We start from the raw sequence: 12,354 nt of genomic DNA, 5'->3' as shown, positions 1-12,354 counted from the left end.
CAAATTTAGAAAGGCGGTTCAGATGAACCGCCTTTTTTTTATTTTCTCTGAAAGAAATACGTATAAATCCATGTCAGCGTAAACGACGGAATAAAATCCGTAAATGGCAGTGCCTCTTCTAAAAAAGTCAAAACACTAGCCGCCTTTCCTACCCGCCCTTTATACATTCTGGTCATGATAAATGCAGCAATTGGCGCCCAGATAACATCTGAAAATTCACCCAGAAGCGGAATCGTGAATGAAATCATACCAATTCCGTCCAGAATTAGACCAATAATTAATTTTGACATTTTATCATCTTCAACAACAATTTCTTCTCTTTTCATTGTTTTCATCTTTTATCTTTTTTTAGTTACAGCAAACAGCACACCAAAATCCCCATCGGTCTGTGTCCACTTTTTTGAAGGCACATAGGCTCTGGATACAAATCCATCCAGATACAAGGCATTTTTACAGCCCAATTCTTTAAAATAGTGTGCAAAATCATAAAAATTGATTTCCTTTTTAGACAATACAAAAACCACTTTGCCATCTGGCAGAATCCCAACTCCGTTTCTAATATTCAAATTAGCAGAACCTTCCTTAAATGCAGCATGAATTTTACCATCAATAACCAACATGGGTCCAGATTGGGTTGCATATTGAATTTTTCCGTCGTTTTTAAACTCTTCTGTAGTGGCTATTTTTGCCACTTTAGCAGTCGTTATATAAAACACACCATTCGGTTTCAAATAAAAATTTCCAGCCGCAGTTCCAGCGTCCAATGACGTTAATGTCTTTTTGTTTTCTATATAAAGCCCTTGCGGCGCATTGTCTTTGTTATACATTCCGGCATTCATCGCAAAATCCAAAACCATCCCTTTATTTTCAATCCACGTTTTCAAATTTTGAATACTTCCAAATCTTTCGTCGTTTTCTTTTTTCCAATACAATTTCAAATCCTGCTTTTTAGGATCAACAGAATACACTACAAAAGAATCGGCATCATATCGATCTGCACTTATGAAAAGCATTAAAATTGCAATTAACAAAACGCTGATTTTTAATTTCATTGACAAAATATTTTTATAAATTTAAAACAATATCTGATTTTCAGCTTATTTCATTTTCAAATATCATTCCGAAATTTCCATCTGCCGAAATGCTGGAAAAATATTAAATGTAAGATCTGAGAAACTAGATGCAAAAGTAAAATGAAGAAAATTAAAAAGACGGACTATTTTTAAAATCTAACATCTAACAAATAACTTTTGACATTGACTATAATCTTCGTTTCTTTGTAAAAACAGTTTCAATACATGATACACGCAAAAAACATACATAAATTCTACGACAAGCTTGAAGTTTTAAAAGGTGTCGATTTACATATCAAAAAAGGCGAAATTGTTTCAATTGTAGGCGCTTCGGGTGCTGGAAAAACAACTTTATTGCAAATTCTGGGCACATTAGACAAACCCGAAATAAATCCAGATTCATCGCTGACCATTAACGGAGAAAACGTCCTGACACTTCAAGATGTTGAAAAAGACAATACCAAAGAAGAAAAAACATTCAAAATAATAACTTGGTCAGGCTCTGTTTATGCCGTTATTTTAGCCGTTTATCTGCTGTTTTTCAGACGTGCAATCATAGATGATGTCTTAGGACAAGTAACCTTAGCGGTGCTTTTCTTACCATTATTTTCGATGCTGGTTTATTATTTTCGATACTTCAAACAAAAAAGCAAAAAAGACAAAACATTATCTACGTTCAGAAATTTAAATCTTGGATTTATTTTTCAATTTCACCAGCTTTTACCCGAATTTACAGCTCTGGAAAACGTTTGTATTCCAGCATATATTGCAGGTAAAAAACCTTCTGAAACCGAAGCTGAAGCCAAAAAACTTCTTGATTTCTTAGGACTTTCTCATCGAATTAATCACAAACCAAACGAACTTTCGGGCGGTGAACAACAGCGTGTTGCGGTTGCCAGAGCTTTAATCAACAAACCAGATGTTATTTTTGCCGACGAGCCTTCTGGAAACCTAGATACACATTCGGCAGAAAACCTGCATCAATTATTTTTTAAACTTCGAGACGAATTCGGACAAACATTTGTCATTGTAACGCATAACGAAGAGTTAGCCAATATGGCCGACAGAAAATTAGTTATGGTCGACGGTCAAATTAGTAATTAGGAGCTGTTTCCTGCTGTCCGCTATATCTTTTCCTTGCTAAAGAAGCAAGAAAAAGGATGCCGCTTCCATCAGGGCTAGGCCTCTCCGTATTTCAAGAATTTTCATTTTTATTATGAACCAAAAAGAGCTCAAAGAATTTCTCGACGAAAAAGTCATTCAATATAACAATCAGGATTTCATAGAAAGTGATCCTGTACAGATTCCGCATTTATTTACACAGAAAGAAGATATTGAAATTGCAGGTTTTTTAAGCGCATCTATCGCTTGGGGAAACCGTAAAATGATCATCAAAAATTCGCACCGAATGATAGAATTAATGGGCAATACGCCGTACGATTTTGTCATGTCCCATTCCGACGAAGATTTGGCGCGTCTGGAAACTTTTGTTCACCGAACTTTTAACGGAAATGATTTTGCCGGTTTCATAAAAGGGCTGCAGAATATCTATAAAAACCACAACGGACTCGAAGCTGTTTTTGCTAAAAATCAAGAAAATGACAGTTTACAAAAGAGCATTAGCGAATTCAAAAAAATCTTTTTCGAAACCGATCATCTTCCAAGAACACAAAAACACATTTCAGATCCGCTGAACAATTCGGCAGCCAAAAGAATCAATATGTACCTGCGCTGGATGGTGCGTCAGGACACAAAAGGCGTTGATTTAGGAATCTGGAAAAGTATTTCACCTGCTGCTTTATCTTGTCCGCTTGATGTACATTCTGGAAATGTTGCCCGCAAACTTGAAATTCTTTCGCGAAAGCAAAACGACGCCAAAGCTTTAGCCGAATTAGATCTTGCGCTTCGTAAAATGGATCCGTTAGATCCTGTAAAATATGATTTTGCATTATTTGGATTGGGAGTTTTTGAAGGGTTTTAATTGTTTTTATCAACAGTAATCGTAAGTTTATTTTTTTCTTGTTTTACGACAACCATTTTCCCTTGTTTAAAGCCAAGACTTTCAAGCCATTTTCCTTTAAGAATAATTTCAGGAACATTTATTCCGCGGTAAGTTCTAGCTTGATATTTTTTATGAATTTTGAGTTTTCTATAATTTTTCATTGTCATATAATTATATGACAAATATAAAACAAAAACCAACTTGTCATACAATTATATGACAAAATTTTCAACAAATAATTATAAATTTGTTTTTATGACGAAAGATAACCTAAATAAAACTATTGGTCTGCAGATCATTAAATTTAGAGAGAAGAAAGGCTGGAGCCAATCTGACTTGGCGAGAGCTTGTAAAAAAGAACGACAAGCAATTGAAAAAATGGAGAATGGAAAAGTCAATTCAACACTTTATTCTTTATTTGAAGTTTCAAAGGCACTAGAAATTTCGCTTTCTCAACTTTTAAATTTCTAAGAGTTATTATTTAAATTCTCACAATTTACCATTTCTATAAAATCATTGCTATTCAATCAAGTCCCAGCGGGACGATATATTTATAGATTCTACAACCACATGCTATTAAGCTCCAGCGGAGCGACATGATTATCAAAATATATCACTCCGCTGGAGCTTTAACTCATTTGGGGATCATTTTTTCTACAAATAGTACGCTCCTCCGGAGCTTGACAAGCAAAATATACAATTCAATCTTTGTCGATTATGATTGTGATTTGTTTCACCTATTCGATATAGCGTAAGCCTCATTAGTAAATCCTCAAAGTTTGTTATTTCTATAAAATTCATTATCAATCAAGTCCCAGAGGGACGATATATTTATAGATTCTATAACCACATGCTATTAAGCTCCAGTGGAGCGACATGATTTCAAAATAGATCGCTCCGCTGGAGCTTTAACTCATTTGGGAATCATTTTTTCTACAAATAGCACGCTCCTCCGGAGCTTAACAATCAAAATATACAATTTTCAATCTTTGTCGATTTGTGTGATTTGCTTCTATTCGCTATCCGGCGAGTCTCATTCGCTGAAATGACAAGATTGCGAAAAATCACGGATTTAAAATGTATTTTCAAGGTTTTCAATGTCGAAAAATAATTACAAAGTTGCATAGAGCCGATTGTCAGGCTGAGCGAAGTCAAAGCCTCTTGTAAGGCTCTTCGACTTCGCTCAGAGTGATCTATATGATCTAAAATTACAAATTCGTCAAAAAAACCATGAATTTAACGTACATTTGCACAAAATTTAAAGCAAATGAGCACTTTCGAAAAATTTAATCTTCCAAAATCTGTCCAAAAAGCAATCGATGATTTAGGATTTGTTACGCCAACTCCAATTCAGGAAAAGTCGTTTTCTGTAATTACGTCTGGTCGTGACATGATGGGAATTGCACAGACTGGAACAGGTAAAACATTTGCTTATTTATTACCGCTTTTAAAATTATACAAATTTACCAACACCAATACGCCAAAAATTGTTGTTTTGGTTCCTACTCGTGAACTTGTGGTTCAGGTTGTAGAAGAAGTAGAAAAACTGACTAAATACATGTCGGTTAAAACATTGGGAATTTACGGCGGTGTCAACATTAATTCACAGAAAAAAGCTGTTTATGAAGGTGTTGATATTCTAGTTGGAACGCCGGGACGTACAATGGATTTAGCTCTTGATGCTGTTGTTCGTTTTGATGAAACTCAGAAATTAGTGATCGATGAGTTTGACGAAATGCTGAATCTTGGTTTCCGTACACAATTGACTGCGCTTTTGGCTATGATGAAAACCAAACGTCAAAACATTTTGTTTTCGGCTACCATGACTGACGAAGTGGATGCTATTTTAAATGATTATTTTGATTTTCCTGAAGAAGTAACTTTGGCCGCTTCTGGAACTCCATTAGAAAAAATTACGCAGATTACGTATAATGTACCTAACTTTAATACAAAAGTAAATCTTCTAAAACATTTATTAGAAACCGATCAAACTATGGATCGTGTGCTGATTTTTGTTAACAATAAAAAGATTTCAGACATGCTTCATACTCGTATTGAAGAAATGTTTGACGGACAATTTGGGGTGATTCACTCCAATAAATCTCAAAACTATCGTTTGAGTACAATGGCAGAATTTCAGGAAGGAAACCTGCGCGGTCTTATTACAACCGATATTATGGCGAGAGGTTTGGATATTTCTGACATTACGCACGTTATCAATTTTGAACTTCCAGAAGAACCAGAACTTTATATGCACAGAATTGGCCGTACAGGCCGTGCCGATGCAACGGGAACTGCAATTAGTTTTGTAACGCCTCGTGAAGAAGAATTTAAAGTAGAAGTGGAAGTTTTAATGAATCAGGAACTTGAAATCGCTGCTTTTCCAGAAGAGGTAGAAATCTCTGAAAAACTAATCGAACCTGAAAAAGACAGACAGCCAATGAAGTTTTTAATGAAAAAACCAAAACTTGCGGGTGAGGGTGCTTTTCACGAAAAATCAAAAAAGAATAAAAAAGTCAATCTTGGAGGTCCTTCAAAAACGAAAAAGAAAACACACGGTTCTGTTAATAGAAACATGTTGAAAACGAGAGATAAGAAGAGAAAAGACAAGGATAAATAAGATGCTAAGGTTCTAAGATGCTAAGGTTCTAAGGTTCTAAGATTCTAAGTTTAAAAGGTTCAAAGGCTCAAAGATGCAGAGGTTCAAAGTTTTCTAAACTTTTACTTTGCATCTTTGAGCCTTTTTTATTCTTTTAGCGCCTTTATCACTCTGAAACTTTGTTCCTTTGTTACTTTAAACCTTTGTTACTTTGCACCTTTGTGCCTTAGTATCTTAGAACCTTAGCCTCTTAAATTTTCGTAAACACCAAACCAACAGGTGAACACAGCTCAATTTTCTTTCCTGTGTCGGTTAATTTACCTGTGGTTTTATCTCTTTTAAAAATAATGATATCGTTAGTATATTGATGTCCAACTAAAAGGTAATTTCCTGTTGGATCAATAGCAAAATCTCTTGGACCTTTTCCTAACGTACTCACCTGCTCTACCAAAGTTAATTTTCCGTCTTTGGCTGTTTTATAAACCGAAATAGCATTAGCATCTACACGATCGGATACATATAAAAAGTTTCCGTCTGGCGAAAGTTTAATTGCCGCCGCTCCTGTGCCGCCTTTAAAATCTTTTGGAAGAATACTCGTTGCTGCAATTTGTTTTAAACTGCCGCTTTTATAGTAACTGAAAGTTGTCAGCGAACCATCTAATTCCTGAACTAAATACACATATTTTCCATCTTTACTGAAAGTCAAATGTCTTGGTCCGCTTCCTGGTTTTACATCAACACTTTCTTTCAAAGTCAATATTTCGTTTTTAGAATTCGGATTGTATTTGTAAATAAAAACCTTGTCTAAACCCAAATCATTTACCAAAACAAACTTTTTGTCTGGCGAAAAAGCAACCATATGCACATGTGCTTTTTCCTGACGCGCTGCATTTGGACCTTTTCCTTCATGCTGCACCAACTGTGCTGCTGCACCAATACTGCCGTCTGCATTTTTCTTAAAAACAGCAATGCTTCCTCCAGAATAATTGGCTGCAATTACATTTTTATCATCATTAATAATATGGCAAGGATCGGCTCCTAAAGCATCATTTTTATTGAGAAAAGTTAATTTTCCTGAACCCGAGTTGTAACCAAAAGCACTTACAGTACTTTGCGTTCCGTTTTCGTTTACGGCATATATGTATTTATTATCCGCAGAAACAGATAAATAACTTGGACTTAAAACATTTTCTGAAGCATTTTTTTGCGAAAACGCACCTGTATCAGCATCAAATTCGTAAACATAAATTCCGCTGCTTTGACAAGTATTGGTATAAGTTCCAATCAGCAGATTAAATTTGTGCTGCGCTTGGAGGCTTGCGCATGCCATTGCGGTGAACAACACCATATGTATTTTTTTCATAGTTTTTTGTTTTTTGAATCAGCTAAAATAATCAATAAAAACATTTGAATCTTTATTTTTTGTTACAAAAGAAATTACAAAAGTTACATTTTAGATCTCCTATTATCATATAAGTGCTATAAGTTCATTTTAGATTTCTTTCTAATCTTACTTATAAACTCTTATGTAACATCATGAAGGTTTAAACTAAAATTTGTATTTTTGGACAATTAACGTATTGAAATAAATCAAAGCCAGAATGCATTTTAAGCACCCCGAAATTTTATATTTTCTGTTTTTATTAATCGTTCCAATCCTGGTTCACTTATTTCAATTACGACGTTTTAAAACTTCTTATTTTACCAATGTCCGATTCTTAAAAGAACTTGCTGTTCAGACTCGTAAAAGTTCTAAAATAAAAAAACTCCTTTTATTAGCAACACGACTGCTCTTGCTTACATTTCTTATTTTAGCTTTTGCACAGCCTTTTTTTGAAGCTGTAGACAGTAAAAACGCATCAAACGAAATGTATATTGTTTTAGACAATTCGTTCAGTATGCAGGCAAAAGGCAAAAAGGGCGAATTATTAAAGCGTGCCGTTCAGGAATTATTAGAAAATACGCCTGAAAATGCCCAATTCTCGCTTTTAACCAATACCGAGAACTTCTGGAATACCGATATTAAATCTTCTAAAAGTGCTTTACAAAACTTAAAATACAGCGCCGCTGCCTTTGATCTTTCTGCAATTACGGCAAAAATAAAAGCGCACCAATCGGCTCATAAAAAAGACATTGTGATTATTACAGATGCGGTGGGCTTAAAAGAAAAGGACATTAAAAATATAGATTTTGATGATAAACCTTATTTTATTGTTCCAAAAGCAGAACAAAAAAATAACATTTCAATTGACAGTGTTTACATCAATCAGACGTTGGAAAATTTTTATGAAATCGGTATTAATCTTTCAGCTTATGGCGAAGATTTTAAACCCGTTTCGACAGCTTTATACAATCAAAACAAATTAATTGCCAAAACAATTATCAATTTTGACACGAAGAAAAAGAAAATCACTTTCACCATTCCTAAAGAAGCTTTTCATGGTTATGTGAGTATCGAAGACAATGGATTAACTTATGATAATAAATTGTTTTTCAGTATTTCTAAAAACAAAAAAATAAACGTAATCAGTATTGGAGCTCCAGAAAAAAGCAATTTCTTATCGAGAATTTATACTTCTGCCGAATTCAATTATCAAAATTATGCTTTGAATGTTTTGGACTATAATAGTCTTGAAAAACAGAATACTATCATTTTAAATGAATTAGAAGAAATTCCGCAGGCTTTGCAGACCACTTTGAAAGCTTTTGTTGGAAAAGGCGGTAATTTGGTCATTATCCCTTCTGAAAAGACTTCAGCTTCAAACTTAAATACATTTTTAGGGAATTTTGGAAAAATTCTATTTAAAAACTTAGAAAGCAACAGTAAACTAATTACTAAAATTAATTTCGATCATCCTTTATTCTCTGGAGTTTTTGAAACTAAAATCACGAATTTTCAATACCCAAAAACCAACAGTTCGTTTGCAGTTTCAAGTCCATACCCTTCGGTTTTATCTTTTGAAGACCAGACCCCTTTTGTAACGGCGATTCAAACTCCGATTTCTGGTGTAACGATTTTTACTGCTCCCATAAACAGTTCAAATTCTAATTTTCAACAGTCGCCTTTAATTGTACCCTTATTTTACAAAATCGGACAAAACAATCAGAAAACAGGTGTAAATGCATTGACAATAGGAAACAATGCACCTTATTTTGTAGATGTACTGCTGACTAAAGATGCTATTTTGGAAGTAAAAGGAACTGAAGATTCGTTCATCCCGATTCAGCAGATTTTAAACAATAAAGTAAAACTGACCTTTAATGATTTCCCAGAAACGGCTGGCAATTACAGTATTTTTGATAAAAAAGAATGGGTCGAAAACATTAGTTTTAATTACAAAAGAACAGAAAGTGATCTTAGTCTGATCAATACCAGCATGCTATCTGATTTTAAAACAGCCGATACTCTAGCTACTATTTTTAATACACTGCAAACCGAGCGAACCGACAGCCAGATTTGGAAATGGTTTGTTATCTTTGCACTGTTATTTTTAGCATTAGAAATGGCAATTATAAAGTTTGTGAAATAGTTTTTTTTCACCATTAAAGTGTTAAGAACATTAAGTTTTATACGTAATTAACTTAACTTGTTAATGATAAAGAAAATTAAATTCTGTGCTTAATTCACTTAATCTCTTAATGGTTAAGAAAATTTAAGTTGAATGTTTAAATCATTTTATTATTTCAATTAAAATAAATTTCTCTACATATGAAAATAATCATCAAAAGCGCCAAAATTATCGACTCCCAAAGTCCGTTTCATAACCAGACCGTTGATCTTTTAATTGCAGATGGTTTAATAGAAAAAATTGGGGTTTCGCTTCCTAATGACGATGCCGAAATAGTACGCTTCGATGACCTTCATGTTTCACAAGGATGGTTTGACAGCAGTGTTTCACTCGGAGAACCTGGATATGAAGACAGAGAAACCATCGAAAACGGACTAAATGTTGCCGCAAAAAGCGGTTTTACTGCAATTGGTTTACAGCCAAATTCTTTCCCGGTTATAGACAATCAGTCTCAAGTAAATTTTGTAAAAAACAAAGCAAATGGTGCTGCGGTAGAAATTTTTCCAATTGGTGCTTTAACAAAAGGCAGCGAAGGAAAAGACATGGCAGAATTATTTGATATGAAAAAAGCCGGAGCGATTGCTTTTGGCGATTATAACAAAAGTCTTGACAATGCCAACCTTTTAAAAATCGCTTTACAATATGTACAGGATTTTGACGGATTGGTAATCGCCTATTCTCAGGATCCAAACATTAAAGGAAACGGCGTTGCCAACGAAGGAATTGTATCTACGAGATTGGGATTGAAAGGAATTCCGAATCTGGCCGAAGAACTGCAAATTTCAAGAAACTTATTTTTATTAGAATATACAGGCGGAAAACTTCATATTCCGACAGTCTCTACAGCCAAATCGGTTGAATTAATTCGAGAAGCAAAAGCAAAAGGTTTAAACGTAACCTGCAGCGTCTCTGTACACCATTTAGTTTTAACAGATGAAAAACTAGACGGTTTTGACACTCGTTTTAAAGTCACTCCTCCATTACGTACAGAAGTTGACAGACAGGCTTTATTAAACGGAATTGCTGATCATACAATCGATTTGATCACTTCAGACCATAATCCGATTGATATTGAATTTAAGAAAATGGAATTTGATACCGCTAAAAATGGAACTATTGGGTTAGAAAGTGCTTTTGGAGCTTTACTAACGGTTTTACCTGTTGAAACTATTATTGCAAAACTTACAGGAAGAGCGATTTTTGGCCTTGAAAACCAAACAATTGAAGAAGGCGCTAAAGCTAATTTAACTTTGTTTACAACAGAAGGAAAATCAACTTTTACCAAAGAAGATATTCTTTCTAAATCTAAAAATAGTGCTTTTTTGGGAACAGAATTAAAAGGTTCTGTGTATGGAATTTTAAATCAAAATCAACTAGTTACAAAATAATACAATGAACAATACCATCGAAGAAGGCAAATCAATCGCAATTACCAGTTACATTCTAATTATTGGCGTTTTGATTGCCATGAGCATGAATTCTGAAAACAAAAATAGTTTTGCTTCTTTTCATATACGCCAGGCAGCGGGATTATCAATTACGTTTATCTCACTTGCTTTAATTATTAGTCCTTTTGACAGCTTTTATATTACTTTTCCGATGTGGATTTGTGTTTCTATATTATGGGCTTACGGAATCTTTAGCGCTATACAAGGCCAGACCAGACCAATGCCTTTAGTTGGCGGGCTTTACCAAAAATGGTTAAAGTCTATTGGATAAGTAAATTCCAACTTAAAAACTAGCACCAACTGAACACTAAAAATCTGAAAACTGAACATTAAAAAAAATGAATCTATCTCTAGAATATAAAATACAAGAACCAAAAGTAATTTTAGATAAAAATCCTTTATTGCTTTTATTACACGGATACGGAAGCAACGAAGCCGATTTGTTTTCGTTTGCAACAGAACTTCCTGACAATTATTATATCATTTCTGCCAGAGCTCCTTACGATTTACAATACGGAAGTTACGCTTGGTACGCGATCAATTTTGATGCCGATCAAAATAAGTTTTCAGACAACGAACAGGCAAAAACTTCAAGAGATGCAATTGCCAATTTTATTGATGAATTAACTGCCAATTATCCTATTGATGCTGATAATGTGACCCTGATTGGTTTTAGCCAAGGTTCTATTTTGAGTTATGCAGCAGCACTTTCTTATCCAGAAAAAATTCAGCGTGTTGTCGCAATGAGCGGTTATTTTAATGAAGAAATCATCAAAGACGGTTATCAAAATAACGACTTTAAAAACCTAAAAATATTCGCTTCGCACGGAACTGTTGATCAGGTTATTCCGATTGAATGGGCGAGAAAAACTCCTGCAATTTTAGAACATTTAAATATTCCAGTTGTATACAAAGAATATCCTGTTGGACATGGAGTTGCTCCGCAGAATTTCTTTGATTTTAAGAATTGGCTGGAAAATTAAGGATTCAATAGCAGTTTTAAGCCACAGCTTTACCAGAACTAAATCTTTTGCATATGAGCATTACAAAACTTAATAATCCCGCATTACTATTAATTGATATTCAAAAAGCTTTTCATGACATTGCTTATTGGGGCGGAGATCGTAATAACGTTAACGCAGAAGAAAAAGCTGGAGAACTTCTAGAAATATGGAGAAGTAAAAAACTGCCTATTTTTCATGTTCAGCATTGTTCTTCAAATCCAAATTCGATTTTAAACGAAACGAGTCCAGGAAATGAATTTCAGGATGTTGTAAAACCTTTGGAAAGTGAAATTATCATAAAGAAAAATGTTAATAGCGCTTTTATCGGAACGAATTTAAAGGAGCTTCTTGACAATGCTAAAATTACTGATCTTGTCATTGTTGGTTTAACTACAGATCACTGTGTTTCCACCACAACAAGAATGGCTGGAAATTTTGGCTACAATGTCTATCTGATCTCAGATGCAACAGCAACCTTCAACAAAAAAGGTCTTAACGGAGAAGATTTTTCTGCCGAATTAATACATCAGACTGCTTTGGCAAGTTTAAACGAAGAATTTGCTCAGGTGGTAAACTCTGAGTTTATTAAAGAGATTATTTAAATTAGAATAAAATATAAAAAGTGATATGTATTAAATGTTTAAGCATTGTACATATCA

At 34.2% G+C, this 12,354-nt stretch carries 12 protein-coding genes and 2 pseudogenes; 10 read left to right on the top strand and 4 right to left on the bottom strand.

Annotation, left to right across the window (positions count from 1 at the left end; translation table 11 throughout):
- Window positions 1-38 precede the first annotated feature (38 nt).
- Together C4F50_RS02675 and C4F50_RS02670 are read right to left on the bottom strand one after the other, a co-directional pair.
- Window positions 39-326, bottom strand: coding sequence for a hypothetical protein (locus C4F50_RS02675; protein WP_193844881.1), 288 nt, complete (start codon window positions 324-326; stop codon window positions 39-41).
- A gap of 12 nt (window positions 327-338) precedes the next feature.
- Window positions 339-1,052: a phosphodiester glycosidase family protein gene (locus C4F50_RS02670; protein ID WP_193844880.1), complete on the bottom strand. Its 714-nt coding sequence runs from the start codon at window positions 1,050-1,052 to the stop codon at window positions 339-341.
- 246 nt (window positions 1,053-1,298) lie between these two features.
- Here C4F50_RS02670 and C4F50_RS25820 point away from each other — a divergent pair.
- From C4F50_RS25820 to C4F50_RS02660, 3 genes and pseudogenes are all read left to right on the top strand, one after another.
- Window positions 1,299-1,511 (top strand): annotated as a pseudogene (locus tag C4F50_RS25820) (ATP-binding cassette domain-containing protein); the annotation flags it as partial.
- 216 nt (window positions 1,512-1,727) lie between these two features.
- Window positions 1,728-2,177 (top strand): annotated as a pseudogene (locus tag C4F50_RS25815) (ABC transporter ATP-binding protein); the annotation flags it as partial.
- Window positions 2,178-2,289: 112 nt separating this feature from the next.
- The gene (locus tag C4F50_RS02660) at window positions 2,290-3,054 is read left to right on the top strand and encodes a TIGR02757 family protein (protein WP_193844878.1); all 765 of its coding nucleotides are present in this window, start codon (window positions 2,290-2,292) and stop codon (window positions 3,052-3,054) included.
- Here C4F50_RS02660 and C4F50_RS02655 read toward each other — a convergent pair.
- Window positions 3,051-3,236, bottom strand: coding sequence for a SymE family type I addiction module toxin (locus C4F50_RS02655; RefSeq protein ID WP_193844877.1), 186 nt, complete (start codon window positions 3,234-3,236; stop codon window positions 3,051-3,053). The genes C4F50_RS02660 and C4F50_RS02655 overlap by 4 nt on opposite strands.
- A gap of 94 nt (window positions 3,237-3,330) precedes the next feature.
- On the opposite strand from C4F50_RS02655, the gene C4F50_RS02650 reads away from it, so the two are divergent.
- Both C4F50_RS02650 and C4F50_RS02645 read left to right on the top strand, forming a co-directional pair.
- Window positions 3,331-3,546, top strand: coding sequence for a helix-turn-helix domain-containing protein (locus C4F50_RS02650; RefSeq protein ID WP_193844876.1), 216 nt, complete (start codon window positions 3,331-3,333; stop codon window positions 3,544-3,546).
- A gap of 796 nt (window positions 3,547-4,342) precedes the next feature.
- Window positions 4,343-5,695: a DEAD/DEAH box helicase gene (locus C4F50_RS02645; protein ID WP_193844875.1), complete on the top strand. Its 1,353-nt coding sequence runs from the start codon at window positions 4,343-4,345 to the stop codon at window positions 5,693-5,695.
- 229 nt (window positions 5,696-5,924) lie between these two features.
- On the opposite strand, the gene C4F50_RS02640 is transcribed toward C4F50_RS02645, so the two are convergent.
- Window positions 5,925-7,037, bottom strand: coding sequence for a lactonase family protein (locus tag C4F50_RS02640; protein ID WP_193844874.1), 1,113 nt, complete (start codon window positions 7,035-7,037; stop codon window positions 5,925-5,927).
- A 238-nt stretch (window positions 7,038-7,275) separates the two neighbouring features.
- Here C4F50_RS02640 and C4F50_RS02635 point away from each other — a divergent pair, with 238 nt between their 5' ends.
- The 5 genes from C4F50_RS02635 to C4F50_RS02615 all read left to right on the top strand — a co-directional run bounded on the left by C4F50_RS02635 (window position 7,276) and on the right by C4F50_RS02615 (window position 12,297).
- On the top strand, window positions 7,276-9,204 hold the full coding sequence (locus C4F50_RS02635) for a vWA domain-containing protein (protein ID WP_193844873.1): 1,929 nt from the start codon (window positions 7,276-7,278) through the stop codon (window positions 9,202-9,204).
- A 179-nt stretch (window positions 9,205-9,383) separates the two neighbouring features.
- The gene (locus tag C4F50_RS02630) at window positions 9,384-10,631 is read left to right on the top strand and encodes a dihydroorotase (protein ID WP_193844872.1); all 1,248 of its coding nucleotides are present in this window, start codon (window positions 9,384-9,386) and stop codon (window positions 10,629-10,631) included.
- A 4-nt stretch (window positions 10,632-10,635) separates the two neighbouring features.
- Window positions 10,636-10,962: a hypothetical protein gene (locus C4F50_RS02625; RefSeq protein ID WP_193844871.1), complete on the top strand. Its 327-nt coding sequence runs from the start codon at window positions 10,636-10,638 to the stop codon at window positions 10,960-10,962.
- Window positions 10,963-11,029: 67 nt separating this feature from the next.
- Window positions 11,030-11,674 (top strand): alpha/beta hydrolase, encoded by a 645-nt coding sequence (locus tag C4F50_RS02620; protein ID WP_193844870.1) that lies wholly within the window; start codon window positions 11,030-11,032, stop codon window positions 11,672-11,674.
- 53 nt (window positions 11,675-11,727) lie between these two features.
- Entirely contained in the window at window positions 11,728-12,297 is a 570-nt protein-coding gene (locus C4F50_RS02615) for a cysteine hydrolase family protein (RefSeq protein WP_193844869.1), read from the top strand.
- Window positions 12,298-12,354 lie beyond the last annotated feature (57 nt).

It is taken from the genome of Flavobacterium hungaricum, from assembly GCF_015182285.1.
Lineage (GTDB): Bacteria > Bacteroidota > Bacteroidia > Flavobacteriales > Flavobacteriaceae > Flavobacterium > Flavobacterium hungaricum.
The sequence above is the reverse complement of the archived record's forward strand: the minus strand, read 5'-3'. Positions and strand labels throughout refer to the sequence as shown.

What these genes read in the sequence shown, in the direction of transcription:
- C4F50_RS02675 (WP_193844881.1), bottom strand. Translation starts at nt 326, where the DNA reads ATGAAAAGAGAAGAAATTGTTGTTGAAGATGATAAAATGTCAAAATTA.
- C4F50_RS02670 (WP_193844880.1), bottom strand. Translation starts at nt 1,052, where the DNA reads ATGAAATTAAAAATCAGCGTTTTGTTAATTGCAATTTTAATGCTTTTC.
- C4F50_RS02660 (WP_193844878.1), top strand. Translation starts at nt 2,290, where the DNA reads ATGAACCAAAAAGAGCTCAAAGAATTTCTCGACGAAAAAGTCATTCAA.
- C4F50_RS02655 (WP_193844877.1), bottom strand. Translation starts at nt 3,236, where the DNA reads ATGAAAAATTATAGAAAACTCAAAATTCATAAAAAATATCAAGCTAGA.
- C4F50_RS02650 (WP_193844876.1), top strand. Translation starts at nt 3,331, where the DNA reads ATGACGAAAGATAACCTAAATAAAACTATTGGTCTGCAGATCATTAAA.
- C4F50_RS02645 (WP_193844875.1), top strand. Translation starts at nt 4,343, where the DNA reads ATGAGCACTTTCGAAAAATTTAATCTTCCAAAATCTGTCCAAAAAGCA.
- C4F50_RS02640 (WP_193844874.1), bottom strand. Translation starts at nt 7,037, where the DNA reads ATGAAAAAAATACATATGGTGTTGTTCACCGCAATGGCATGCGCAAGC.
- C4F50_RS02635 (WP_193844873.1), top strand. Translation starts at nt 7,276, where the DNA reads ATGCATTTTAAGCACCCCGAAATTTTATATTTTCTGTTTTTATTAATC.
- C4F50_RS02630 (WP_193844872.1), top strand. Translation starts at nt 9,384, where the DNA reads ATGAAAATAATCATCAAAAGCGCCAAAATTATCGACTCCCAAAGTCCG.
- C4F50_RS02625 (WP_193844871.1), top strand. Translation starts at nt 10,636, where the DNA reads ATGAACAATACCATCGAAGAAGGCAAATCAATCGCAATTACCAGTTAC.
- C4F50_RS02620 (WP_193844870.1), top strand. Translation starts at nt 11,030, where the DNA reads ATGAATCTATCTCTAGAATATAAAATACAAGAACCAAAAGTAATTTTA.
- C4F50_RS02615 (WP_193844869.1), top strand. Translation starts at nt 11,728, where the DNA reads ATGAGCATTACAAAACTTAATAATCCCGCATTACTATTAATTGATATT.